The 25,260-nt window shown below is 70.4% G+C and carries 19 protein-coding genes and 1 tRNA gene; 4 read left to right on the forward strand and 16 right to left on the reverse strand.

What is annotated here, in order from left to right:
- Positions 1–12: 12 nt before the first annotated feature.
- The 4 genes from HCU62_RS04405 to HCU62_RS11965 all read right to left on the reverse strand — a co-directional run bounded on the left by HCU62_RS04405 (position 13) and on the right by HCU62_RS11965 (position 10,530).
- A complete protein-coding gene (locus HCU62_RS04405; RefSeq protein ID WP_163298708.1) occupies positions 13–1,485 on the reverse strand; it encodes a flagellin N-terminal helical domain-containing protein in 1,473 nt (490 codons plus the stop codon).
- Between the two features lie 176 nt (positions 1,486–1,661).
- Complete coding sequence (locus HCU62_RS04410) at positions 1,662–2,972, reverse strand: tetratricopeptide repeat-containing glycosyltransferase family 2 protein (protein ID WP_169755459.1); 1,311 nt, start codon at positions 2,970–2,972, stop codon at positions 1,662–1,664.
- 6 nt (positions 2,973–2,978) lie between these two features.
- Complete coding sequence (locus tag HCU62_RS04415; RefSeq protein WP_343066721.1) at positions 2,979–9,785, reverse strand: glycosyltransferase; 6,807 nt, start codon at positions 9,783–9,785, stop codon at positions 2,979–2,981.
- Positions 9,670–10,530, reverse strand: a complete 861-nt coding sequence (locus HCU62_RS11965; protein ID WP_163299178.1) for a class I SAM-dependent methyltransferase — start codon at positions 10,528–10,530, stop codon at positions 9,670–9,672. Before HCU62_RS11965 ends, HCU62_RS04415 begins: the two co-directional genes overlap by 116 nt.
- Before the next feature lie 420 nt (positions 10,531–10,950).
- On the opposite strand from HCU62_RS11965, the gene HCU62_RS04420 reads away from it, so the two are divergent.
- Positions 10,951–12,540, forward strand: a complete 1,590-nt coding sequence (locus HCU62_RS04420; protein WP_163297853.1) for an HD-GYP domain-containing protein — start codon at positions 10,951–10,953, stop codon at positions 12,538–12,540.
- Here HCU62_RS04420 and HCU62_RS04425 read toward each other — a convergent pair.
- From HCU62_RS04425 to HCU62_RS04455, 7 genes are all read right to left on the reverse strand, one after another.
- The gene (locus tag HCU62_RS04425; protein ID WP_163297854.1) at positions 12,533–14,971 is read right to left on the reverse strand and encodes a Lon protease family protein; all 2,439 of its coding nucleotides are present in this window, start codon (positions 14,969–14,971) and stop codon (positions 12,533–12,535) included. The genes HCU62_RS04420 and HCU62_RS04425 overlap by 8 nt on opposite strands.
- A 73-nt stretch (positions 14,972–15,044) precedes the next feature.
- A complete protein-coding gene (gene ruvB, locus HCU62_RS04430; protein WP_163297855.1) occupies positions 15,045–16,040 on the reverse strand; it encodes a Holliday junction branch migration DNA helicase RuvB in 996 nt (331 codons plus the stop codon).
- Positions 16,041–16,082: 42 nt separating this feature from the next.
- Entirely contained in the window at positions 16,083–16,706 is a 624-nt protein-coding gene (gene ruvA / locus HCU62_RS04435) for a Holliday junction branch migration protein RuvA (protein WP_163297856.1), read from the reverse strand.
- Entirely contained in the window at positions 16,703–17,215 is a 513-nt protein-coding gene (gene ruvC / locus HCU62_RS04440; protein WP_163297857.1) for a crossover junction endodeoxyribonuclease RuvC, read from the reverse strand. Before ruvC ends, ruvA begins: the two co-directional genes overlap by 4 nt.
- 9 nt (positions 17,216–17,224) lie before the next feature.
- On the reverse strand, positions 17,225–17,974 hold the full coding sequence (locus HCU62_RS04445; protein WP_163297858.1) for a YebC/PmpR family DNA-binding transcriptional regulator: 750 nt from the start codon (positions 17,972–17,974) through the stop codon (positions 17,225–17,227).
- A gap of 51 nt (positions 17,975–18,025) precedes the next feature.
- Positions 18,026–19,393 carry a dynamin family protein gene (locus HCU62_RS04450; RefSeq protein ID WP_163297859.1) on the reverse strand — a complete coding sequence of 456 codons (1,368 nt, stop codon included), beginning with the start codon at positions 19,391–19,393 and terminating at the stop codon, positions 18,026–18,028.
- A gap of 36 nt (positions 19,394–19,429) precedes the next feature.
- Positions 19,430–20,320, reverse strand: coding sequence for a P-loop NTPase (locus HCU62_RS04455; protein WP_309474763.1), 891 nt, complete (start codon positions 20,318–20,320; stop codon positions 19,430–19,432).
- Between the two features lie 165 nt (positions 20,321–20,485).
- Here HCU62_RS04455 and HCU62_RS04460 point away from each other — a divergent pair.
- The 3 genes from HCU62_RS04460 (at position 20,486) to HCU62_RS04470 (ending at position 22,537) form a co-directional block, all read left to right on the forward strand.
- Positions 20,486–20,573: transfer RNA gene (locus HCU62_RS04460), tRNA-Leu, on the forward strand.
- A gap of 62 nt (positions 20,574–20,635) precedes the next feature.
- Positions 20,636–21,832, forward strand: coding sequence for a Na/Pi symporter (locus HCU62_RS04465; protein ID WP_163297860.1), 1,197 nt, complete (start codon positions 20,636–20,638; stop codon positions 21,830–21,832).
- Between the two features lie 21 nt (positions 21,833–21,853).
- Entirely contained in the window at positions 21,854–22,537 is a 684-nt protein-coding gene (locus HCU62_RS04470; protein WP_163297861.1) for a PhoU domain-containing protein, read from the forward strand.
- Between the two features lie 18 nt (positions 22,538–22,555).
- Here HCU62_RS04470 and HCU62_RS04475 read toward each other — a convergent pair whose 3' ends face one another.
- The 5 genes from HCU62_RS04475 to HCU62_RS04495 are packed head-to-tail and all read right to left on the reverse strand — an operon-like array spanning position 22,556 to position 25,210.
- A complete protein-coding gene (locus tag HCU62_RS04475) occupies positions 22,556–23,176 on the reverse strand; it encodes an XTP/dITP diphosphatase (RefSeq protein ID WP_163297862.1) in 621 nt (206 codons plus the stop codon).
- A complete protein-coding gene (rph, locus tag HCU62_RS04480) occupies positions 23,173–23,880 on the reverse strand; it encodes a ribonuclease PH (RefSeq protein ID WP_163297863.1) in 708 nt (235 codons plus the stop codon). Before rph ends, HCU62_RS04475 begins: the two co-directional genes overlap by 4 nt.
- Positions 23,867–24,766: a 4Fe-4S binding protein gene (locus HCU62_RS04485; protein ID WP_163297864.1), complete on the reverse strand. Its 900-nt coding sequence runs from the start codon at positions 24,764–24,766 to the stop codon at positions 23,867–23,869. Before HCU62_RS04485 ends, rph begins: the two co-directional genes overlap by 14 nt.
- A gap of 4 nt (positions 24,767–24,770) precedes the next feature.
- Positions 24,771–24,914: a CD1871A family CXXC motif-containing protein gene (locus HCU62_RS04490; RefSeq protein WP_167522299.1), complete on the reverse strand. Its 144-nt coding sequence runs from the start codon at positions 24,912–24,914 to the stop codon at positions 24,771–24,773.
- Complete coding sequence (locus tag HCU62_RS04495) at positions 24,911–25,210, reverse strand: MTH1187 family thiamine-binding protein (protein ID WP_163297865.1); 300 nt, start codon at positions 25,208–25,210, stop codon at positions 24,911–24,913. Before HCU62_RS04495 ends, HCU62_RS04490 begins: the two co-directional genes overlap by 4 nt.
- Positions 25,211–25,260: the final 50 nt, after the last annotated feature.

The raw sequence follows: 25,260 nt of genomic DNA on the forward strand, positions 1-25,260 counted from the left end.
CGGCCGATGGCCTTACTGCAGCAGCTGCAGCACCGTCTGGGCCGTCACGTTGGCCTGGGCCAGCGCGAAGGTGCCGGACTGCGCCAGGATCTGGAACTTGGCGAAGGTGCTGCTCTCCTCCGCGAAGTCCACGTCCCGGATCTGCGACTCGGCCGCCTGGACGTTCACGCGGGTGACGCCCAGGTTCCGGACGGTGGCCTCGAGCTGGTTCTGCACGGAACCGATGTCGCCCCGGATGGCATCGAGCTGCTTGAGGGCGGCGTCGGCGATCTTGATGGCCCACTCCGCGGCGTCACGCTCCGAGGCATGGTAGAAGTTGCCGTTGGCGTCCCGGAGCGTGTTGGTCACGTCGATGGCGCTGAGGCTGGTCTTGTCGAAGTCCAGGGTGACCTGGGCGTCGGCGAAGCCGTAGCTCGACGCGCTGCCGAGGGTGAAGTTCTGGTCGCCGGACAGGGTGATCTTTCCGCCCGTGGTCCCGTTGGAGAGGCCGCTGGCGGTGATGTTGCCGCCCGTGTCGGTGCCGATCACGATGTCGCTCCCGTCGAGGGAGACGAGGCGCAGCTTGCCCGGGTTGTCGTCGTCGAACTCCGCGATGACGTTGGTCTTGTCGGAGAGGGCGTTGATGGCGTTCCGCAGGGCGCTGTCCGCATCGCCCGCCTGGGTCTGGACCGTGGCCACGGTCCAGCCGTTGATCTGGAGGCCGCTCACGGTGCCGGCGCTCACACTGATGTTGTCGAGCTCGGTGAAGGCGGTGGCCTCGACCCCGGTCTTGGCGGACAAGGAGTTGATGGCCTGGGCGATGGCCCACGCGGACCCCGCGCTGTGGGCGGTGGTGTTGACGCCGGGGGTGGAGTCCTCGGCGCTGGCGCCCACGGTGTAGGTCACGTCCTGGTTGCCTTCCTTCACCGTGATGGTGAGGCCGCTCACCGAGGTGGAGCCGCCGGTCACGGCGCTGCCCTGGGTGGTGGCGAAGAGGCCGATGTTGTCCACGGTGGCGCTCTGGATGGAGAAGCTCGTGATCTCGTAGGCGTAGGCGCCGATGTGGAGGGCCTTTCCGGCGAAGCTGCCGTCCAGGAGCTTCCGGCCGTTGAAGGCCGTGGTCTTGGCGATGGCGTCGGCCTCCTGGAGCAGGCGCGAGATGTCGTTCTGGATGGCCTGGCGCGAGTCGCTGCTCTGGAGGTCGCTGGCCGCCTGGATGGCCTTGGTCCGGATGGTGTTGACGATGTTGATGTACTCTTCCAGGGCGCCGTCCGCGGTCTGGACCACGGCGATGCCGTCGTTGGCGTTCCGGATGGCCTGGGCGATGCCGAGGGCCTGGGACTTCAGGGAGTCGGCGATGGCCATGCCGGAGGCGTCGTCCGCGGCGCCGTTGATCCGGAGCCCGGAAGAGAGCCGGCGCAGGGACTTGTTCAGGGAGTTGTTGGTGTTGACCAGCTGCCGGTGGGCATCGATGGCCGAGATGTTGGTGTTGATGCGAAGACTCATGCGAGAAACCTCCTTGTTCTCTTGTTTTTCGTCGGGGCCGGGCATCCGTGCCCGTCCGACACGCGGATATGGTGTCGACCTGCCCTACATGCGTCTTCCCTCCTTTCCGGGCGGAATCGGCGGCACTCGTCGTTTGCTTTATCGGCGCCGCCTCCCCCGGACTTGAAAACGGCCCCCTACCCCCCGCCCGCCCCGGCCTTGATCGCCTGGAGCGATGCCTCCAGGGCGCGGAGATCCGCCTGGATCCGCTCGTGGAACTCCGGGGCCGCGTCGGCCACCTCCTGGAAGAGGAGGAGCCCCTCCCGCAGCCGCCCCAGGGCGATGTGGGCCTTGGCCATCCGGTAGCGGGCCTCGTGGTGGGCCGGCGAGACATCGAGGACCTTGCGGTACCATCCCGCCGCCGCCTCGAAGTCCTGGCGGGCCTCCATGAGGCGGCCGAGGTTCATCATGGCGATGGCGAGGTCGGGCCGGCGTTCCAGGGCCCGCAGGTAGGCCCGCTCCCCCTCGTCGAAGCGCCCGAGGGAGACGTGGCAGACCCCCAGGAGGTTCAGGAAGTGCGGGTCGGCCGCCACCTCTTCCGGAGCGCCTTCGGCCACCTCCAGGGCTTCGGCGAAGGCCCGGCGCTTGAGGAGGCAGGAACACAGCGTCCGCCTGGCCTCCGGGTAGGCGGGGTCCAGCCGGAGGCATTCCCGCAGGAGCCGCTCCGCCTCCCCGTAGCGTTCCAGCCGGAAGGCCTGGGAGCCCAGCTCGAAGTGCGCCTTGGGATCATCCGGCCGCTCCGCCAGCTTTTCCATGCCGAGTTCCAAGTAGTGCTCTTCCTTCTCGCGCAGCACCTTCCCGGCCAGGGGACCGAAGTGGTGGACCGGCACGTCCAGCACCGGGTAGGCGGCCCCCATGCGGTCCAGGGCGGGTTCCACCAGCTCGTGGACCCGCCCCTCGAACCGGATCTCCGGGAGGTTCCGGAAGAGCCGGACCTTGATCGAGGGCCAGTATCCGAACCGGTCCGGGTTGAGGTCCGGGTAGCGGCCGTCGTCGGCCGTCCAGCCCACGATGCCGACCTCCCGGGTGTAGTTCCGGGTGAGCAGGCTGTAGGCCCGTTCCGGGGCCGCGGGAAGGAAGCGGCGCAGCCGCGCCCCGTCCCGGGGGTGGATCACCTCGTCGGCATCCACCACCAGGATCCAGCGCCCGGACGCCGCCGCGAGGGAGGCGTTCCGCGCCTGGCTGAAATCCCCGGCCCAAGGGACCTCCAGGACCTTCCGGGCCAGCCGCCGGGCGATATCCGGGGTCCGGTCGGTGGAACCGGTATCGGCCACCACGATCTCGTCCACGAAGGCGGCGAGGGCCTCGAGGCAGGCCGGGAGGTAGGCCTCTTCGTCCTTCGCGATGAGGCAGGCGGAGAGCAGGGGCGCGCCTCCTGCCGGGGCCGGCGTGCCGGACCGGCCGCGGCGCCGGGCCTTCCCGGTCTTTTTCGTGCGTCGCTTCGCCATCTCCCCCTAGGCCTCCCGCGCGCTCCGGCCGCCCATCTCCCCGTAGTGATGGATCACCGCCTGGAGGGTCGCGGTGGGGATGCCGCGGTCCCGGAGGGCCTCGTCGATGTGCTCGGGGCCGCCGGGGAGGCCCTCCAGGAGGGTCCGGGGCACCAAGCGGGCGGCCTCGTCGGGCCGCCACCCGGAGCCGGCCTCCTCCAGGGGATAACGGCCGTCCCCCGGCTGGAAATCCGGCCGGCCGTCCGGGCGGTCGAGGTACCTCCGGACCGGGAGCACGTAGGCGGCCCCCGGTTTCCCCGTGCCGTTCCGGCAGGCCTTTCGAACGGCCGGGTGGTCCTGGGGAGAGAGCACCTCGTCCCCGCGGAGGAGGAGGAGCCACCGGCCCCGGGCGGCCCTGGCCGCCGCCGCGAGGGGTCCCTCCCCCTCCCCCGGCCGCACCACCCGTGCGCCCAGGGCCTCGGCGATCTCGAGGCATCGCCCCGAGGCCCCGGCGTCCACCACCAGGGTCTCGTCCGCGAGCCCCTTGCCGCTCATCAGGGACGGCCCGAGGGTGGCCTCGTGGCCGCCGGCGAAGACCGCCAGGGTGAGGCCCACCGGCCCGCCCTCCCCGGTCTCGGCCTCCCGGGCCGCCTGCTGGAGCCCGCGGGCCACGGCCAGGGCCTCGTCGTCCATCCCGAAGAGGAGGAGGCCCTCGGCGGCGGCCTCCGCCGCCTCCCGGGCGCGGCCCGCCTCCGCCAGGGCCCGTACCAGGAGGTAACGAAGGGCCTTGTGGTGGGGATGGAGGGCCACCGCCTCGGACACGGTCCCGGCGGCCGAGGCCAGGTCCCCGGTGGCGTCCATGAGATCCTGGAAGTTGGCGAGGATGTCCGGGTGGGTCGGATCGAGCATGAAGGCCCGTTCGATGAGGGCCCGGCCCTCGTCGCGCCGGTCCGAGGACCAGAGCAGGGTCCCCAGGTTGGAATGGGCGAGCCCGAAGCCCGGGTCTGCGGCGATGGCCCGGCGGAAGCAGTCCTCCGCCTCCGCCGCGTCGCCGGAGCGGTAGGCCGCCAGCCCCTTGATGTTCCAGGCCGGGGCGTTGTCCGGGTCTTCCGAGAGGACCCGGTCGGCGATCTCGCCGGCCTCCTCCGGGCGCTCGAGCCCTTCGAGCGCGGCGGCCCGGTGCAGGAGGAAGTCCGGCCGCGCGGCCACGGCCGCCGGCAGGGCGTCCAGGATCTCCAGGGCCTGGCGGTGAAGGCCGCCCTGCACGAGGAGGCCGCAGAGGCGGTCGTAGAGGATCGGGTCGTCCGGGACCCGGTCCACCGCTTCCTGGAGCCGTTCCAGGGCCGCCTTGAGGTCGCCCCTGGCGGCCAGGAACTCGGCCCTTTCCACGGCCGCGTTACAGTAGGCGGCCCGGCCCTGGGGTTCGGCGAGGTTCACCCGCTCCCACTTCTCCCGGAAGCGGTCCCGGTTCCCCGCCATGGACGAGGCGTAGTCGACGCGGTTGCCGGCGAAGGAACGGCTGCCGTAATGGTGGATGAAGACGTCACCGGCGATGAGGTTCCGGTATCCGGCCACGGCCGCCCGGAGGCAGAAATCGTCGTCCTCGAAGTTGCCCGTGCCGAACCGCTCGTCCAGGGGCCCGATCCGCTCCACCAGCTCCCGGCGGAAGAGCATGCAGAAGCCCACGATCCGGCGGCAGGGGATCCGCCGGTGCCGGTGGGCCTCCCGGAAGGCCGCGGCATAGGCCGGCAGCTCCTCCAGGGTACGGTACCCCGGCTCCGGCACCCGCTGGGGGCCGCTGATCTCGTTGGTCATGGGTCCCACGATGCCCACGTCGGGCGCGGATTCGAGGCACTCGAGGAGCCCCGAGAGCCACCCCTCGGTGACCACCACGTCGTTGTTGAGGAGCAGGATGGTGCGTCCCCTCGCGGCCTGGATCCCCTGGTTGCATCCCTTGGAGAAGCCGAGGTTCTTCTCGTTGGCCACGAGGCGCCAGCGGGGGTGCCGCTTGACGCGCCGGGCGAGCCACTTCCGGGTCCCGTCGGTGGAGCCGTTGTCCACGAAGATGACCTCGTGGGGCTCCGGTGTGTGGGCCTCGAGGCTCTCCACGCACCGCTTGGTGTACCTGAGCTGGTTATAGGTGAGGATGACGATGGAGACCAGGTCCTCCGGCACCGGGCCGCCCTCCCCGGCGGGCTCCGCCGGGGCGGGCTTCCCATCCGGCGGGCGGTAGTCGGCGGCGGCCCCCGGGGCGGCCGGCCGGAGGGTCCCGTCCCCTGATACCACGAGGTCCGGTTCCACCCGGCCGAGCCACTTCTCGTGGAGGCGGGCGATGTTCTCGGCGGCCCGGGAGAAACGCTCCGGCCCGCTTTGCGACTCGTGGTGGACCACCACGCTCTCGGGCTGGTAGACCAGGCGGCGTCCGGTTTGCCGGAGCTTGAAGCAGAGGTCCACGTCCTCGTAGCCGTTCCAGTATCCCTCGTCGAAGCCGCCCACCTCCTCGAAGGCCGAGCGCCGGACCAGGAGACAGGCCGCGGTGAGGGCCTGGCAGGTCCGGGGTCGGTTCGCCTCGGGGAAGTCGGCCGGCAGCCCGCGGAAGACGTGTTGCGGCAGCAGCGGATCCCCCGCGCGTTCGTCCCGGGTGACCGCCACGCCGGCGTGCTGGAGTGTCCCGTTCGGGTAGAGGAGCTTGGCTCCCACCGCCGCCACGCCGGGGTCCCGGTCGAGGACGCGCATCAGGGGTTCGAGCCACCCCGCCTGGACCTCTGTGTCGTTGTTCAGGAAGAGGATCCGGTCGGCCGAGGCGGCCGCGGCCCCCTGGTTGCACGCCCGGGCGAAGCCGAGGTTCTCCGCGTTTCTGAGGATGACGAGCCCTTCCTGCTCGCCGGGCGAGAGGACGTCCGTCACCGGCGGATCGGACCCGTTGTCCACCACCACCACCTCGCATCGCCCCATGTCCGTGTGGCGCCGGAGCGCGGCGAGGCACCGGCCGAGGTCCTCGTGGCGGTTGAAGGTGGGGATGACGATGGCGACCCCGGCCGTCCCCTGGTCCTCGCCCAGGGCCTCCCGGATCACGCGGACGATCTGCCCGGAATGGGTCGAGACGAGGTGGGCGGCAAGGACGTCGCGCCGGGCCGCGGCGCCCATGCGGCGGCGGAGTTCGGCATCGGCGACGAGTCGTTCCAGGGCCGAGACCCAGGCCCCGGTCTCGTTGGGGACGAGGCAGCCGTTTTCGCCGTCCCGGACGTAGGGACGGTAGGGCGGGAGGTCGGAATAGACGCCGGGGATGGCGCAGGCCGAGTACTCGAGCCATTTGATCGGACTCTTGGCCCGGTTGAAGGGGTTGTCCGCCAGGGGCACCAGGGCCACGTCCACGCCCAGCGACTGGAACTTCTCGGCGTAGCGGAGGTAGCCCGCCTCGAAGTCCACGTATTCCGCGCCGGCGATCCCGAGGAGATTCGGGGTCACGCACCCCATGAAGACGAAGGTCACCTCGCCCTCGTGCCGGCCGGCGACCTCGAGGATGGCCCGCTCCACGATCTCGAGATCCGCCCGGTGCGTGGGCGTCCCCGCATATCCGACGCGGACCGGTCCTTCCCGGCGGGCGGGCCGGGGCCGCCAGGCCTTCCCGTCCACCCGGTTCGGCACCACGCGGACGTTCGCGTTGAAACGGGCGAGGCGCTCGCCCAGGAGGGGAGTCGAGACGGTGACCACCCGGGCCCGGCGAAGGACGTCCTCCACGTAGGGGAGGTGGGCCTGGACCTCGCGGTGGTGGGGGTTCGACTCGGGGAGGTCGAAGAAGAGGTCGTCGATGTCGTAGATGACGGGCTTTCCGGAGGCGAAGACCCAGTCGAGGACGGGTTTCGACCCCTCGGAGGGAAAGAGCCGCTGGACGATCACCGCGTCCGCCGCCTCGAGGATGTCCCTGGATATGCGGACCTCGTTTCCCTGCCGGAGCATCGCCCAGCCGGCCTCGACCTGCCACGCGTGCGCCTGGAACGGAGAGACGATCCGGATGTGGCTGCAGGCCTCCTCGCGCCCGCAGTTCGAGAGCACGGCCACGCGCGGCCGCTCCGGGCGCGCCGCCCTGGGGGGGCGGCGGCCGCCGGCCGCCGCCGTGGTGCGCGTCTCCGCCATCCCGTACTGGGGCACGTAGCCGAGGGAGGCCCCGCCCGGCGCCTCCCGGTCCGCGGACGCCTCCCCGCTTTCGTCCGGGATCCGGTAGGGCGCCACGCGCCCGGCGTCGGTGGGGACGAAGCGCCCGTCCCGGAGGATCACGGCGTCGTAGCAGGCCTTGTCCCGCCAGCGCTCCACCAGCCGCTTGAGATTCTGGCCCTCCTTCGCGAAGCGTTCGGCCCCGCTCTGGGATTCCTTGTGGACCACCACGCTCCGAGGCTCGTAGACCAGCCGGTGCCCCGCCTCCCCCAACCGGAGGCAGAGGTCCACGTCCTCGAACCCGTTCCAGTACCCCTCGTCGAACCCGCCCGCCGCCTCGAAGGCCTCCCGGCGGATCGCCAGGCAGGCCGCCGTGAGCACCTGGTAGGTCCGGGCCACGTTGGCGTCCGGGAAATCCCCGGGCAGCCCGTAGTAGTTGTGGATGGGCGAGAGGCGGTGCTCCCGCTGGTGGTTGTCGACCACGAGGACCCCGGCGTGCTGGAGGGTCCCTTCGGGGAAGAGGAGCTTCGCCCCCACCGCCGCCACGGAGGGGTCGGCGTCGAGGACCTCCAGGAGCGGGGAGAGCCACCCGGGCCCCGGCTCCGTGTCGTTGTTCAGGAAGAGGACGTAGGGGGCGGAGGCCGCCTTCGCTCCCTGGTTGCACGCCCGGGCGAAACCGAGGTTCCGCTCGTTCCGGATCACCTTGAAAAGCGGCTCGCCGCTCAGGGTTGCCAGGTAGTCCGGGGTGGGATCCGTGGAGGCGTTGTCCACCACGATGACCTCGGCGCGCACCTCCCGGCTGTGGCGCCGGAGGTGGTCCAGGCATTGGATGGTGAGCTCCAGCCGGTTGAAGACCGGGATGACGATGGAGACCTCGGGCCGATCGTCGTGGTGGCACAGCCCCGGGTCGATGACCTCCCGGGCGGCCTCGACGAGGTCGCCGGAGACCTCGAGAAACGCTCCGAGCCGCCGGAGGACCCCTTCCCGCCCGGGCCCGAGGAGCGCTTCGTAGTGGAGGTCGAAGGCGGGATAGCCCTCCCGGTGCCGGTCGGCCCGGGTGTCGTACACCTCCACAAGATCCAGCCCCTTTCCCACGGGCAGTCGGTGGGTCCGCTTGAGGGACCGGGCCACGGAGAGGGGGTCGCGCCGGATCCGGACCACCCGGAGCCGGTCCCGGCCGAGGACCGCTTCGAAGGCCGGCTTCCAGGCCGGCAGCGTGAGGCAGAACCGGGGATCCTTCAGGAAGAACCGCCGTCCGCCGAAGCGGCGCAGGATCGCCCCCTGGCGCTCCCGCACCGTTTCTCCCGCCGCGGCCACGGCGGCCTCTTCCGGCGGCTGGTGCCAACTGCCCCCGGCACGCCGCAGGATCTCGTCGTTGAGTTCCACCACGGCCCGCCACTCGAAGTAGCCCTTGGCGTTGAACTCGTCGGCCGCGAGCAGCTCGTCGGGCGGCCCGGGGTCGAAGCCCGCCCGAGCGAGGAGGTTCCCCACCATCGAGGTACCGGACCGGTGCATGCCGAGGACGAGAACGGCGACGGGGCCCTCCCCCGCCGCCGGGTCCGCGTCTTCTCCCGGCCGGTCCCCGTCTCCGGCCAGCACCCAGGGCGAGCCCTCGAGGTCCGAGACCTCGTCCGCGACCCGGGCCGTCACGGTGTCGCCCGGGACGGGCCGCGTCCCCTCGGGGAATGTGAACCGGAACCCGACGTTGCGGCGCTCCAGGCCGGGGACCCCGGCGAGGTCCTCCCTGTCGATGTCCGCCCGGACCGTCCCGGCCGGGCGGCCGTTGACCCGGATCTCCACCTCCACCACGCGGTCGTGATGGACACCCGCCGCCCAGCCGATGACGTGGTCCGCCGTGACCGCCTCCACCCGGCCCCGGGCCTTGGTGATGCGGGTGAGATCCAGGTACTGGGGCCGGTCGGGCGAGACGAAGTCCAGGACCTTTCGGACGGCGTCGGGGGTGGGCGCCAGGCCGCAGAACCCGGCGAGTGCCTCGACCAGCTCTTCCTTGAACCGGAGGGCCTTTTCGTACGAGACCAGCAGAGCGGGCGGCCGGAACCGCTCCAAGAAATCGAGGACCTGGCCGTACTCTCGGTGATTCCGGCGCATGTTGGCCAGGATGTCGGACTTCATGGAGATCCGGTTCCGGTTCGAGATGGAGAAGATATCCTTGAACGTAATGATGTAATGCGGACGGCGGAGGATGCCGTGGGTCCGTTCCAGGTAGCCCACTGCGGAGGGCCGCTTCCATCCCCAGGCCTCGTGCTCCCGGTCGTAGGCGGCGACGATGCGGCGGGCGGCGGCTCCACCGTCGGCATTCCAGCCATCCATGGCCCGGCTGAGGTCCTGGTCCTCGAAGACCGGGTCGACGGCCGAGGTCCCCATGAAGAGCCCGAGGTGATGGAGGGCTCCCGCCACCATGGACGTTCCGCTCCGGGCCGGCCCCACCACCACGATGGTCCTCGGCTGTGCGGCCTCGGGCTCGCCCATGACGAAGAGCCCCTTGTTCACCAGTTGTTCCATGGCATCCGATCCTCCCCCGCCGTCCCCCGCTGGGATCTCCCTATCGTTCCCTTCCTTCCGGTAGACGAGGACGTCCTGGAAGAAGAGCCCCGGGCGTTCCTTCCAGTTGCCGGGATAGTGGGCCAGGCGCCGGAGCGGGGTCTTCGCCTCCAGCATCCCGAGGCCTTCCGGCGTGAGCCCGACGGCCTCCTCCGGGACCCGGGCCCACCCGGGGCAGAGCCATTGGCCGGAGGGCGAGCAGGGCCGGTCGAAGATCCAGTGCGCCTGGGAGGTATTGTGGTACCGGCCCTTGGCCGCCCGCCGCCGGGCGAGCGAGGCCTCGTAGTCCGCGTCGAGCAGGAAGGCGGTCACGATGAAGATCCCTCCCTCCCTCCGCCAGCACCCGGGCCGCCTCTCGGAAGTAGAAGACGGCGTCCGCCTCGTTCATGTGGGTCCAGACGGAAAGGGCCGTCACCAGGTCCTGGGAGCCGTCCGGGATGTCCCAGGGCGTCCGTTCCCGTATCTCTTCCGGCGTGTAAGCCGGGTTTCGGGCCTCGAGGTGGACGAAGCGGAAGTGGGGCTCCCGGTAGTGGCCCTTGCAGAACTCGACGTCCCGCCGGCTGACGTCCATCCCCACGTAGAGGCCACCCTCCTGGACGTAGGGCTCGCAGGCGATGGCCAGGAGCCCGGTCCCGCAGCCCACGTCCAGGACCTTCAGCCCCGGCCGGCACGCCGTGAAGTGGGCCACGAGGGCCTGGAAGAGCCCGATGACGTGGGCCCACTCGGCGTAGGCCACCTTCCCGCCCCGGCGGTCGTCGAAGTCGGGGACGAGGCGCAGGTTCGCGGTCCGCAGTACCCGCGCCTTGTCCATGGGGCCGAATCGGGCGTCCAGTTCCCGGTAGGCCTGGTCGTCGCTGGTCATGGCCCGCTTTTTCCTCCCCGTCCGGCCCCGGCGACGGCGGCATGCCCGCCGGGCCCCGTCCCGAATTTCAGCCACCTCGTCCCTGGTCCGATAGAAGGCATGTGGGGGTCGTCGACATGCTCTTGGAACCTGTAAGAACTGCAAATTCCATGCTAGGAAACGGACAGGCGGACCGGGAGGCCAAGGAACTTCCCACCCTCCGGCGGCACGGCGTCCTCATGGGGCCGAATCGGGCGTCCAGTTCCCGGTAGGCCTGGTCGTCGCTGGTCATGGCCCGCTTTTTCCTCCCCGTCCGGCCCCGGCGACGGCGGCATGCCCGCCGGGCCCCGTCCCGAATTTCAGCCACCTCGTCCCTGGTCCGATAGAAGGCATGTGGGGGTCGTCGACATGCTCTTGGAACCTGTAAGAACCGCAAATTCCATGCTAGGAAACGGACAGGCGGACCGGGAGGCCAAGGAACTTCCCACCCTCCGGCGGCACGGCGTCCTCGTGGTGGAGGACGACGACCTCCAGCGGGAGGTCTTGGTCACCTGCCTCCGGCAGTGGGGGCTCACCGTCCGCGAGGCGGCGGACGGCCGCCGGGCGCTCGCCGTCCTCCGGGAGGACGATGCCATCCGCCTCATGATCACGGATCTCCGCATGCCCGGCATGGACGGATTCGACCTCCTGCGCGAGGTCACCGGCCGGTGGCGGGGCCGGATCTACACCATCGTCCTGAGCGGCGTCCGCGACCGGGCCAACCTGGTCCGCGCCCTGGACCTCGGCGCCCGGGACTTCTGGGTGAAACCCTGCCACCCAGAGAAGATGTTCGCCCGCCTGGCCGTCCTCGACCAGGTCATGTCCTACGAGAACCAGTACCAGCGCCTGGTCCGGGACCTCTTCGAACTCATGGGCGAGATGCTGGGCTTCCGGGACAATTACACGGAAGAACATTCCCTCCGGGTGGCAGGCCTTGCCTGCCGGACGGCGGAGCGGCTCGGGTTCTCGCGCGAGGAGCTGGAGGTGCTCGAGATCGGGTGCCTGGTCCACGACATCGGAAAGATCGTCATCCCCGACGACGTGCTCCTCAAGCCGGGCCGCTTCGATTCCCAGGACTGGGCCCTCATGAAGATGCACCCGACGGTGGGCGCCAAATTCCTGGCGCACCGCTATCCCGACGACCGGGTGACCGAGATCGTGCTCCAGCACCACGAGCGCCTGGACGGGTCGGGGTATCCCCTTGGGCTCGGCGGGAACGAGATCGGCCCCATGGTGCGGATCGTGGCGGCCTCCGACGTCTACGAGGCCCTGGTGGCTCGGCGGCCCTACAAGTCACCCATGCCCCGGGAGAAGGCCCTCTCCATCCTCCGGGAGGAGGTGGAGCAGGGGCGCCTCGACGGGGAGGCGGTGGAGACCCTGGCCTCGGTGGTGGCCGAATGGGACCCCTTGGCCATCACCCGGCCCACGTTCTCGGGCGACCACGAGCAGCTGGAGGCCTTCCGGCGGATGACCTACTTCCGGGAGCCCTTGACCGGGCTCCACAACTACCGCTACCTCCTCGCCCTGGACCGGGACCCCGGGTTCCGCTCCGGGCTGGAGGAATACCACCTGCTCCTCCTGGACTTCCGGGATCTCCGGATCTTCAACCAGCGCTGGGGCTACCTCAAGGCGGACAGCCACCTGGACGAGCTGGGCATGGCCATGCAGGAGATCGTCAACCGGTTCGACCGGCGGGGAGTCAGCGGCCGGGGGCCCACGGCCATGCTCTTCCGGAAGGGCGCCGACTACCTCATCTACACCACGTGCCCGCGGGAGGAACTCCGCTCCATGGCGAAGAGCCTCCGGAACCACGTGGCCGGCGTGGAGCAGAAGATCGGGCTCAAGGCCCGGCTCCTGATCCGGAGCCACCCCGCCACCTGCCCGCTGGAGGAGGCGGTGGACCTCCTCGTGGCCGACGAGGAGGAATCCGACGCCGAGGAGGCGCTTCGGGACCATTCCCGTCCCGCCGCCGAGGGGCGGCTGCTCATGTAGAGCCGGCCCCCTCGGGCCGCCCTTCCCCTCCGCCCTCTTCCCTCGCGAAACGGCGTGCCTCTTCCGCCAGGGCACGCAGCCGGGCGTCCACCATGGCGAAGAGGCTGCCGTCCGGGTAGCGGCCGTCCGGCCCGGGCGTCCCGGCGGGCCGGCCCGTCAGGAGTTCGATCCCCTCCTCCACCGTGTGGATGGCCCACACGTGGAACCGCCCGGCGGCCACGGCCTCCACCACCGCCGGCTTCAGCATGAGGTCCCGGACGTTGGCCTCGGGGATGAGGACCCCCTGGCTCCCGGTGAGACCCCGCTCGGCGCAGAGATCGAAGAACCCCTCGATCTTCTTGCTCACCCCGCCGATGGGGAGGATCTGCCCCGTCTGGCTCACCGCGCCGGTGACGGCCCGCCCCTGGTCGATGGGCACCCCGGAGAGGGCCGACAAGAGGGCGAAGAGCTCCGCCGCCGAGGCCGAATCCCCGTCCACCATGCCGTAACTTTGCTCGAAGCACAGGGTGGCGGTGAGGGTGAGGGGCTTGTCCGCCGCGAATCGCGAGCGCAGGTACCCGGACAGGATGACCACGCCCTTGGTGTGGATCCGGCCGCTGAGCTCCGCCTCCCGCTCCACGTTCACCACGCCCTCCTTGCCCAGGGAGACCGCCGCGGTGATCCGGGCGGGCTTTCCGAAGAGGGTGTCGCCGAGGTCGTGGATGGCCAGCCCGTTGACCTGCCCGACGGCAGCGCCGTCGGTGGCCACCTTGAGGACGTCCTTGCGGAGGAGTTCCTGGATGCGGTCCGCGTAGAGCCCGGCGCGGCGCTCCTTGGCGTCCACGGCCCGCTGGACGTGGGCGGCGGAGATGACGCCGCTGCCGTCCGCCGAGGCCCAGTAGTCGGCCTCCCGGAGGATGTCGGCCACCTCCTCGCGCCGGAGCGTGAGCTTGTCCTGGGAGCCGGCCAGCTCCGCGCTGTACTCCAGGATCCGGGCCACCCCGCCCTTGTCCAGGTCGCGGATGGCGCCCCGCTCCACGAGGGACCGGAGGAAGCCGAGGTATTCGGCCAGGTGCGCCTCGTCCCGGTCCACCAGGGTGTCCATGTGGGCCTTCACCTTGAAGAGATCCCGGAAGTCCTCGTCCAGGTTGTAGAGGAGGTGGTACATCTCCGGGGCGCCGAGCAGGATCACCTTGACGTCGAGGGGGACGGGCTTGGGCTTCAGGGTCTTGGTGGAGAAGACGCCGAGCTGCTCGCCGAGGTCTTCCACCTCGAGGCGGCGGTGGCGGAGGCAGCGCTTGAGGGCCTCGTAGCTGAAGGGCCACTTGAGGAGGTCCAGGGCCTTTACCACGAGGTAGCCGCCGTTGGCCCGGTGGAGGGCTCCGGCCCGGATCATGGTGAAGTCCGTGAAGAGGGCCCCGAACTGGGCCTTGCGTTCCACCGTCCCGAAGAGGTTGGCGTAGGTGGGGTTCGCCTCGAAGACCACAGGGGCCCCCTCGGTGGTCCCGTGGTCCACCAGGACGTTGACCTCGTACTGGGTGAAGCTCGGCCCCCCCATGCCTGGGAAGGGAAAGGGGGGCATCCCCTCCGGGGCCTTCTGGCGGAAGGCGTCCATGTTGCGGACCACGTCCTCCCGGACGTCGGAGAGGTAGCCGGAGAGCACGGGGTGCTCCCCGTAGGCCGCCCGGAGTTCCTCCATGAGCGAATCGGCGGTCTGCCCCACGAGTTCCCGGTCGAGGTCCTTGAGCCGCCGGCGCACATCGTGCTCCATCTCGTGGATCCGGCGCATGGCAGCCCCCATCTCCCGGTGGAGGTCCTCGCTCTTGGCGCGAAGGGCCTTCTGCTCCTCCTCCGAGAGGGCGGCGATGTCCTCCGGGGTCATGGGGGTGTCGCCCTCCTTGGCGGGCATGACCATCATGCCCGACTGGTCGGCCTGGAGGAGGAAGCCCTGGGCCCGGACCTTGGCGTCCAGCTCCTCGAAGACCCCGGCACGGGCCTTGTTGAAGCCTCGGATCACCTCTTCCTTCCGGGCCAGGTAGGTCTCGCTCTCGAAGATCTTGGGGACGTGGAGGCGGAGGTTGTCCACGAGCTCCGCCATGGCCGCCTGGAACCGGCGTCCCTCCCCCCTGGGAAGTTCCACGGCCAGGGGGGCGTCCGGGTCCCGGAAGTTGTGGACGTAGCACCAGTCGGAGGGCGCGGCGTCGGCGGCCCGGGCGGTCTCTTCCACGAAGGCGCGGGCCAGATCGGCCAGCCCCGTCTCCTGGTCGCCGGCCACGAAGACGTTGAAGTCCGGGTGGCGGATGCGGAGACCGAAGTTCAGGGCCTCCACGGCCCGTTCCTGGGCCACGATGTCCCGGCCGGCCGCCGGCGCCTGGCTCAGGCGCTCGAAGCCGAGGCTGTCGGGATCCACCGAGTAGCGGAGCGATTCCTTGGTCAGGGCGATGCCGGCCATGGAAGGTATCCCCTCGTCTTGCTGTCGTTGTACGGGTTCATCCGGGCCGGGGCGGCGGCCGGCGGCGGGGCCGTCACGGCTCCCGGCGCCGGTTCAGGTGGGCGTAGGCGAGATCCGTGGCCACGCGCCCCCGCGGGGTCCGGTGCAGGTATCCCTGCTGTATGAGGTATGGCTCGTAAACATCCTCTATGGTGTTTTTTTCTTCACCAACAGCAGTGGCGATGGTCTCCAGCCCCACGGGGCCGCCGCCGAACTTGTCCATGATGGTGGCCAGGATCGTCCGGTCCATCCGGTCGAGGCCCCGTTCGTCCACCTCCAGCATGGTCAGGGCCGCGTCGGCGACCTCCCGGGTGATGGCCCCCTCGGCTCGGACCTGGGCATAGTCGCGGACGCGGCGGAGGAGCCGGTTGGCGACGCGGGGGGTCCCACGGGATCGGCGCGCGATCTCCATGGCGCCCGCCCGGTCGATCTCGATGCCCAAGAGCCGGGCAGAGCGCAGGACGATCTCGGTGAGATCCGTCGGCTGGTAGAAGTCCACCCGGAAGACCACCCCGAAACGGTCCCGGAGCGGCGGGGTGAGCAGCCCGGCCCGGGTGGTGGCCCCCACCAGGGTGAACCGCGGCAGATCGATCTTGATGGTGCGGGCGCCGGGCCCCTGCCCGATGACGAGGTCCAGCTGGAAGTCCTCCATGGCCGGGTAGAGGATCTCCTCCACCACGGGGCTGAGGCGATGGATCTCGTCGATGAAGAGGACGTCGCCGGGCTGGAGGTTGGTGAGGACCGCGGCGAGGTCCCCGGGCCGCTCGATGACCGGCCCGGAGGTGGCCCGGAGGCTCACCCCCAGCTCCCCGGCGATGATGTGGGCGAGGGTGGTCTTGCCGAGGCCGGGGTGGCCGTGAAGGAGGACGTGGTCCAGGGCCTCGCGGCGTTCCCGGGCCGCGCGGATGAAGAGCTCGAGGCCCCGCTTCACGTCCTCCTGGCCCACGTACTCGCGGAGGGTCCGCGGGCGGAGCCCGGGATCCACCGCGGCATCGTCCTGGACGGCCTCTGGGAAGAGATCTTCGATCATGGGCGCGGTCTGCGGCCGGCGAGGGCCGCCGCGGGTCTTACCTTACCGTGTCCCGGCCAAAAGGCGAAGGGCGCGGCGCACGAGTTCCTCCACCGTGGGTTCGCCCTCGATCTCCTCCCGGGCCCGGGCGAGGATGCGCTCGGCCTCCGCCGGCCGGTAGCCGAGGTTCTCGAGGGCGGAGAGGGCGTCGGCCAGGACCGGCCCGGCGGCGGCGCCACCCGGAGCCGCCGTCGGCGGCGGGGCCTTGCCGTAGGCCGCCTCCAGGAAGTCCCGGGCCCGTTCCCGGAGATCCACGCAGAGGCGGGCCGCGGTCTTCTTGCCCACGCCGTGGATGGCCTGGAGCCGGTGGGCCTCGCCGGCGGCCAGGGCGTAGAGCAGGTCCTCCACGGTCATGGCGGAAAGCACCGACAAGGCCAGCCTGGGCCCCACCCCGGAGACCTCGAGGAGGATCCGGAACATCTCCTTCTCCTCCGGCCGGGGGAACCCGTAGAGGGCGATGCTGTCCTCCCGCCAGACCACGTGGGTGTAGAGCACGACCTCTCCCTCCCGGGGGAGCTCTGCCAGCCCCCGGGCCGGCATGCGGACCTCGTACCCCACGCCGCCGGTATCCACCAGGACGCCGTCGGCGAAGACGGCGTGGACCCGCCCCCGGACCAGGCCGATCACGGCGCCCTCCCGGCCTGCTGTGCGGCCCGGGCGAGGGGACCCGCGGCGAAATTCGCATGGCAGACGGCCACCCCGAGGGCGTCGGCGGCGTCCTGGGGCGGCCGGCGTTCCAGGTTCAGCAAGAGCCGCACCATGTGCTGGACCTGGCCCTTCTCCGCCCGCCCGTACCCCACCACCGCCTGCTTGACCTGGGTGGGCGTGTACTCGAAGACGGGGATCCCTTCCCGGACGGCGGCCAGGATGGCCACGCCCCGCACGTGGCCCAGCAGCAACGCAGAGCGGGGATTGCGGGCCTGGAAGACGTTCTCCACGGCGGCGGCGGTGGGCCGATGGCGCCGGATCACCTCCACCAGCCCTTCGTGGATCCGGTGAAGGCGCTCTGCGAGGTCCCACCCGGCGCGGGTCCGCAAGACCCCCGCCCCCAGGCACCGGAAGCGGGTCCCATCCACGGCCACGAGGCCGAAACCGGTGGCCCGGGAACCGGGATCGATGCCGAGGATGAGGTCCAACCGCGGGCCCTACTGCGCCTTCTCCAGGATCTCTTCCGGGATGTCGAAGTTGGCGTAGACGTGCTGGACGTCGTCGTGGTCCTCCAGGGCCTCCATGAGCTGGAGGACCTGGAGCGCCTTCTTCTCCTCGGCGACTTCCACCGTGGTCTTTGGGACCATGGAGATCTCGGCGGACAGACACGGAATGCCCGCCCGGTCCAGGGCCTCCTTGACCTCGCCGAAGGTCTCCGGCGTGGTGTGGATCTCCCATTCCCCGCCCTGGTCCTGGATGTCCTCGGCGCCGGCCTCGATGGCCGCCTCCATGAGGGCGTCCTCGTCCACCGCGTCCTTCGAGACCACGATGAGGCCCTTCTTTTCGAACATCCAGGCCACGCTGCCGGGTTCGCCGAGGTTGCCGCCCCGCTTCCCGAAGAGGTAGCGGAGGTCGGCCACGGTCCGCTGGCGGTTGTCCGTCATGGCCTCCACCAGGACGGCCACGCCCCCGGGGCCGTAGCCCTCGTAGGTGACCTCCTCGTAGGCGGTGCCCTCGAGCTCCCCCGTCCCCTTCTTGATGGCCCGCTCGATGTTGTCCTTCGGCATGTTCTGGGCCTTGGCGGCGGCGATGGCCGCCCGCAGCCGGGGGTTGGCCTCCGGGTCGCCGCCGCCGAGGCGGGCGGCCACCATGATCTCGCGGATGAGCTTCGTGAAGATCCGCCCGCGCCGGGCGTCCTGGGCGCCCTTCTTGTGCTTGATGGTGCTCCACTTGGAATGGCCTGACATAGAGAAACGTCCTCCAGGTCGTTCGGATGATGTGTGTTCGGGGCGGCCGGCCTACCGGGCCTGTATGCGCTCGTAGAAGGCCTTCAGGTCGTCCGCCAGGAAACGCTCGATGCGGGAGAGGTTCCGTGCATGGGCCACCAGGACCTGGCGGGGGGCCTGTTCCGCGACGAGGCGGCGCACCCGGCCCGAGACCTTCTTCCAGAGATCCTGCCGGTAGGCGGTGTCCAGGGGGACGAGGCCGTCCAGGTCTTCCAGGGTGCGGCGGACGAACCGGGGGAACATGAACCGCTGGATGTAGAGGGCGCCGCCGGAGATGACGCCGAGGACCCCGATGATGGGCCAGAGGAACTGTTCCGGCGTGAGGGTGCCGCCCACCAGGCCCACCAGGAAGGGCACCTCCGGGGACCCCAACAGGAGCCGAACCAGGACGTCGGTGAAGAGGAAGGCGCCCACCGCTCCCACCCCGATGCCGCGGCAGGTGCACGCGAATCGGCGGCCGAAGCGCTGGCGGAAGTTCCGAAGGGCCTCCACCTCCATGGCGAGTTCCCGGATCTCCCGCTCCACCCGGTGGAGGATGTGGCTGAGGCGCAGCCGGGGGGCGTTTCCCACCTCCCGCTTGAGTTCGTCGCGCTCGGAGGCCCAGACCTCGAACCCCGGGCGGACCGGGCCGGTGCCGGGGGCGAAGGTGAGGTAGATGCGCGGCATGTCCTTGCGCCCCGTCATCTGGGAGAGGTTCCAGCACAGGGTCCCGTAGGCCCGGACGAGGTCGGCCATGTTCTCGCACTCGTCGATGCGGTTGAGGACGTAGAGGACCCGGTCCTCCCCGGTGGCCTCCGGGAGCGTGCTCCGGATGGCCTCGTAGGTCTCCTTGATGGTGCCCGCCTTGTGGGGGTCGAACATCAGGATGATGAGATCGGCCAGGTGGGCCAGCTCCCCGACCACGCCCAGGTAGTGGTAGCCCCGGTCCTTCTCGGTGACCGAATCCAGCATGCCCGGGGTGTCGATGACGGCCACCTCCCGGAGCAGCGGCGCCGCGACCCGCTTGAGGCGGAAGTGGGTGAGGAGCCCCTCGCCGAACCGGCGGAGGGAGGCGAAGGGCAAACGTTCGTCGTTCACCAGCGTCGGCCCGGGGACCTCCCCTTCCGGCTCTTCGCCCTCCGGCGCGGTGAGCACGGTGAAGCTGTCGTCGGTGGGCGCCTGTCCCGTCCGCTGCACGTCCACGCCGAGCAACTCGTTGATGAAGGTGGACTTTCCGGAGGAGTAGTTGCCGATGACCAGCACCACGGGGCGCCAGCGCAGCGGTGTCACGAGGGCCTCGAGGTCGTAGCCGTAGCGGGCCAGCAACGGGCCCATCCGGGCCCGGAGCCGGTCCTCGATCTCCTTCGCCAGGTCCTGCGCCGCCTTGACTGGTTCGGTCATCTCGTCCCCCCTCTTCGACGGGCCGTACCCGCCGGTTCAGGATGTGGTGGCCTCCTCTTCGGCCTTTTGCTCCCGCTGCTGCAGGGCCATCATCTGGGTGGCGTTGATCACCCGCTGGACCACCTTGCCCATGGCCTCGGCGGTGTGGCTGTTGGGATAGGCGGCCATCATGGGTTTGCCGGCGTCCCCGGTGGTGACGATCCGGGGATCCACCGGGACGCGGCCGAGGAAGGGCACGCCGAGTTCCTCGGCCAGGCGTTCGCCACCGCCGCGCTTGAAGACGTCGATGGCCTTTCCGCAATGGGGGCAGATCATCCCGCTCATGTTCTCGACGATGCCGAGGACGGGCATGTTGACATGCCGGCAGAAGCTGATGGATTTGCGGACGTCCAGGATGGAGACCTCCTGGGGGGTGGTCACCACCACGGCGTAGGCGTCGGGGATGATCTGGGCCACGGTCATGGGCTCGTCGCCGGTGCCCGGGGGGGCGTCGATGACGAGGTAGTCGAGCTTGCCCCACTCGATGTCGTAGATGAACTGCCGGATGGCGGACATCTTCATGGGGCCGCGCCACATGACCGCGGAATCCTTGTCGGGAAGGAGCGGCTCCACGGACATGAACTTGAGGTTCGGCGAATAGTAGACCGGTCCGACGGTGCCGTCGGGCCGCCGCTGGAGCTCGCCGCGCTCGACGCCCAGCATCTTCGGCACGTTGGGGCCGTGGAGGTCCACGTCCAGGAGCCCGACGTAGAAGTTCTCGAGGGAGAGCCCCACGGCGAGGTTGATGGAGACGGTGCTCTTTCCCACGCCGCCCTTTCCACTCATCACCATGATCTTGTGCTCGATCTGGCCGAGCTTGTCGCGAATGGCCTCGTCCTGCTGGGACAGCACGGGGTTGGCCGCCACGTTTTCCTTGCCCTTGCTCACGGGTCTGCCTCCTTAGGGGGTACGTTTTCCAGGTCGCCCGGCCCGCAGGACCGGGCGGAACATGGAAAATACCCCCCTTTCCTCGGCCCGCCAAGCACCCTCGTTCGTTGACGGCCCCGCGGTCATCCAGTATAGATGGCCGCACGAACGAGACCCGGCCCGGGCGCCCGGGTGGTGGAACTGGTAGACACAAGGGACTTAAAATCCCTCGAAGCGCCGCTTCGTGCGGGTTCGACTCCCGCCCCGGGCACCAAAAGCGGCCCCGGTGCCGCCCCGCGCGATCACGGAGCCAAGGAGACGGATCACCGCTGCGCCATGCCACGCCCGCCGCTGCCAGCCCGACCCGGCCGATCCGTCCTGGAAAGGCTCCGGGGCCCAGCCCTCTTCGTCGCCTTCCTGTGCCTGCTCTACGCCTTCTTTCTCAGTATCGGCGGAATGCAGGCCGCCTTCAAGGGCATGGGGGCGGGATTCTCCAGGAGCCTCTTCACCCTGACCCACAACCCCGTTGTGGGGCTCTTCGTGGGCATCCTCTCCACCAGCCTCATCCAGAGCTCATCCACCACCACCTCGCTCGTGGTGGCGCTCGTGGCCTCCGGGGCCCTGGACGTCACCCACGCCATCCCCATCGTCATGGGGGCCAACATCGGGACCTCCGTCACCAACACCCTGGTCTCCCTGGGCCACATCACCCGGTCGAGCGAGTTCCGGCGCGCCTTCGCCGCGGCCACCGTGCACGACTTCTTCAACCTCCTCACCGTGACCGTCCTGCTTCCCGTGGAGATGGCCACGGGCTACCTGGCCCGCACCTCCACGCTGCTTGCCGAGGCCTTCAGCCGGGCCGGCGGCCTCACCTTCACGAGCCCGGTGAAGGCGGTGACGAAGCCCGTGATCCACGCCGTGCACGGGGCCTTCGAGGCCGGCCTGGGGGAGCCCCTGGCCGGGATCTGCCTCCTGGCGGCGGGGTTCGTGGTGCTCTTCGCGGCGCTGGCCGGGATCGTCAAGGTGATGCGGCTGCTCCTCATGGGACGACTCGAAGTGGCCTTCAACCGGTTCGTCGGCGGCAGCGCCCTGGGCGGCATGGGGATCGGCCTGGTCTGCACCGCCCTGGTCCAGAGCAGCTCCGTCACCACCTCGCTCCTCGTCCCCCTGGCCGGGGCCGGCATTCTGGGCATCCGCCAGGTCTTCCCCGTGACCCTCGGCGCCAACGTGGGGACCACCGTCACCGCCCTCCTGGCGGCCATGGCGGTGGAGACGCAGGGAGGCGGACCCTCCGGGGGCCTCGTGGTGGCCCTCTCGCACCTGCTCTTCAACCTCACGGGGATCGCCCTCATCTATCCCGTGGAACGGATCCGCCGCATCCCCATCAACCTGGCGCGGCGGCTGGCCCTTGCGGCCACCCGAAAGAAGCGGGTCGCCTTCTATTACGTCCTCGGGGTCTTTTTCCTGGCGCCCCTGCTGCTCATCGGCATCACCGATTTCCAGGGACTCGTCCGCCTCTTCGGCGGTGCCTGAGACGGGTCGGAAGGAGGAGGCATGCTCTACCAGCTCTTCAAGCTCTTCACCAAGAAGGAATCCCTCGTCACCGAGGCCCGGGCGGAGGCCCTCCGGATGATGGACCAGGCCCGGCACATGTTCGAGACGGTGATGACGGCCATGCTCGCCACCGCCGACGACGCCATCCTCTCCCGGGTCAAGGACCTCGACAAGGAGATCAACGAGGTCCAGCGCGACGTCCGGAAGAAGGTCCTGGAGCACCTCGTCTTCTGCCGGGGAGAAGACCTGGTGGAGGCCATCATCCTCCTCACCGTGGTGGTGGACCTCGAGCGGATCGGGGACTACACCAAGAACCTCGGGGAACTCGTGGTGATGCTTCCGGAGAGGTGCTGCTGGGGGAAGAAGGCCGACGTGGTCAAAGAGCTCCAGGCCCGCACCGTGGCACTCTTCGATAAGGTGCGCGGCGCCTTCGAAGGAAACGACGAGAAGGCCGCCCGGGAGGCCCTCGTCCACTACCGGGAGATCGCCGACGCCTGCGAGCAGCATCTCCGGGAGGTCTTCGAGGCGGCCTCCGGCGAGGAGTTCGTTCCCCGGGAGTTTCTCCACCTCGTCCTGATCTTCCGGTACCTCAAGCGGGTCTCGGCTCACCTGAAGAACGTGGCCACCACGGTGATCAACCCCGTGGACCAGATCGGCTTCGTGAAGGCCGCCGAGGCGGACTGATCTGCGGCCCCGCCCTCCTCACCCCTCGGCGCCCTCCCGGAGAAAGGCCTCGAGCCGTGGCTTGAGCGTTGCGAGTGCCGCGGCCCTGTGGCTGATGCGGTTCTTGACCTCCGGGGGCACCTCGGCCATGGTGGCCCCCAGCTCCGGCACGTAGAAGACCGGGTCGTATCCGAACCCCCCGCTCCCGGCGGGTGCCGGGGCGATGCGCCCCTCGCAGGTCCCCTCGGCGCTGGTCCAGGCGCCGGAGGGATCGGCCACCGCCACCACGCAGACGAACCGGGCGGTGCGCGCCGCCTCGGGCACCCCGGCGAGCTCGGCGAGGAGTTTCCGGTTGTTGGCGTCGTCGTCGGCGTCTTCCCCGGCGTACCGGGCGGAGTGGACCCCCGGCGCCCCGCCGAGGGCGTCCACCACGAGGCCGGAGTCGTCGGCGAGGGCGAGGCACCCCGTGGCAGAGGCCACGGTCCGGGCCTTCTTGAGGGCGTTTTCCAGGAAGGTGGCGCCGTCCTCCACCACCTCCGGGACTTCCGGGTGCCCGGCGAGGGATTCCACCCGGAGCCCGAGATCCCCCAGGATCGCCGCCAGTTCCCGGACCTTGCCGGGGTTGTGCGTGGCGAGGACGATGCGCCTTTCGAGGCTCACGACGCGACCCTTGCGAGGATGACCTCCACCCCGAAACGGGCCAGCGCCGCCAGGGATTCGAACTCGGCCCACTCGAAGGGGGCGGCCTCGGCCGTGGCCTGGACTTCCACCAGGCGGCCGGAGCCGGTGAGCACGAAGTTGGCATCCACCTCCGCGGCGGCGTCCTCGGCGTAGTCCAGGTCGAGGAGGGCCGTCCCGTCCACGATCCCGGCGCTCACCGCGGCGAGGGTGTCCCGGACGGGATCCTCGTCGATCCGCCCTTGTTCCAGGAGGGTGGCCACCGCGTCCCGCAGGGCCAGGAAGGCGCCGGTCACGGAGGCGGTCCGGGTGCCGCCGTCCGCCTGGAGGACGTCGCAGTCCACGCGGAGGGTGAGCGGCCCGAGGGCCTCGAGGTCCACCACGGCCCGCAGGGACCGCCCGATGAGCCGCTGGATCTCGTGGGTGCGGCCCCGGACGGCGCCGGCCCGCCCCTCCCGCGGCACACGAACCGCCGTGGACCTCGGCAGCATGGCATACTCCGCGGTGATCCAGCCCGACCCCGAATCGCGGAGAAAGGGTGGAACCTCCGCCTCCGCGGTCACGGCGCAGAGCACCCAGGTCTGCCCCTGGCGGTAGAGGACCGATCCCTCGGCGTGGGCGAGGTAGCCGTGCTGCACCGTGATGGGCCGGACCTCGTCGTGGGCGCGTCCGTCAGGCCTTCGCATGGTCTTTCTCCGGGGCGGTCTCTTCGGCCGCCCGGACGGGGCCGAACTCCAGGGTCACGGCCCGGGTGGGACAGGTCGCCTGGCACCGGAGGCAGCGGATGCAGGCCGGGGTGTTGGGCCCGTCCACCCCGTCGAAGAAGGAAACGCCGGTGGGGCAGACCGTCCGGCAGGCCCCGCAGGCGACGCAACGGTCCGGGTGGAATCGAAGGCGCAGGAAGCTCACCCGGTTGAAGAGGCCGTAGATGGCCCCCAGGGGGCAGATCGTCCGGCAGAAGGCCCGGAGGGTCATGGTGCACCAGGCGAGCAGGGCGACGAGGACCGCCAGCTTGTGGACGAAGAGCCACCCGGCCACCGCCCGAAGTTCCGGGTGGAGGGCAAGGAGCGGCAACCCCGCCTCGAGGGTCCCCGCCGGGCAGACGAGCTTGCAGAAGTACGGGGCGCCGTAGCCCAGGCGGTCCACGGCGAGCAGCGGCAGCGCCACCACGAAGACCAGGAGAAAACCGTAGGGCATCCAGCGGAGGGGGCGCCAGAGCCCCAACTTGGGGACCGGCAGCCGGTAGAGTCCTTCCTGGAGGAAGCCGAAGGGGCAGATCCAGCCGCAGACGAAGCGCCCGCCGAGGGACCCCACCACGCCCAGGAACCCGGCCACGTATCCCCCGAGCTGGAGTTGTCCCGCCCGCAGCGTGGGCCGGAGGGCGGCCAGGGCGTTCTGAAGGCCGCCCAGCGGGCAGGCCCCCACCGCCGCCGGGCAGGAATAGCAGTTGAGCCCGGGGAAGCAGGCCTTCTTGAGCGGTCCCTGGTAGAGGGGCGCCCTCCAGGGAAAGAGCCAGTAGGCGTTCCCGGCCAGTGCGAAGAGGACCTGGCACCACCTGCGGAGCCGTTCCACGGGTCTACCCGATCCCGATACAGCTCAGGCACACGGTGATCGCCTTTCGCCACAGCACTTCGGCCTCCCCGGCCAAGAGCCCCTGGACCAGGGCCGCCAGGGACAGGCCGAGCACCACCCAGGACCCGATTCGGTGACGGCGGCTCACCGCAGCCGTTCCTCCACGGAGCGGACCTTGTCGCCGAGGTGGACCTCCCGGTCCCGCCGGTCATCCACCTTCACCACGGTGGTGACGCGCCGGGCCCCGGCGGCGAAGGGGGCCTCGTGGAGCCGGGCCGCGAGCCGGAAGAGCTCCTCCGCCGGGCCCTCCACGTGGGTGCCCATGTCGGTGAGCCGGAAGGGGACGCCCTCCCGGCGGAGCAGTGCCGCCAGTTCGGCCACGTAGGTCCCCACGCTGGTGGAGCCGGTGCCGATGGGGACCACGGTGATGTCCATGAGTGCCATCGAAAGGACCTCCTGTGTCTCCTGTGCCTCGTGCCGGACCGGGGTGCCCT

Origin of the sequence: Dissulfurirhabdus thermomarina (assembly GCF_012979235.1) — a bacterium.
Lineage (GTDB): Bacteria > Desulfobacterota > Dissulfuribacteria > Dissulfuribacterales > Dissulfurirhabdaceae > Dissulfurirhabdus > Dissulfurirhabdus thermomarina.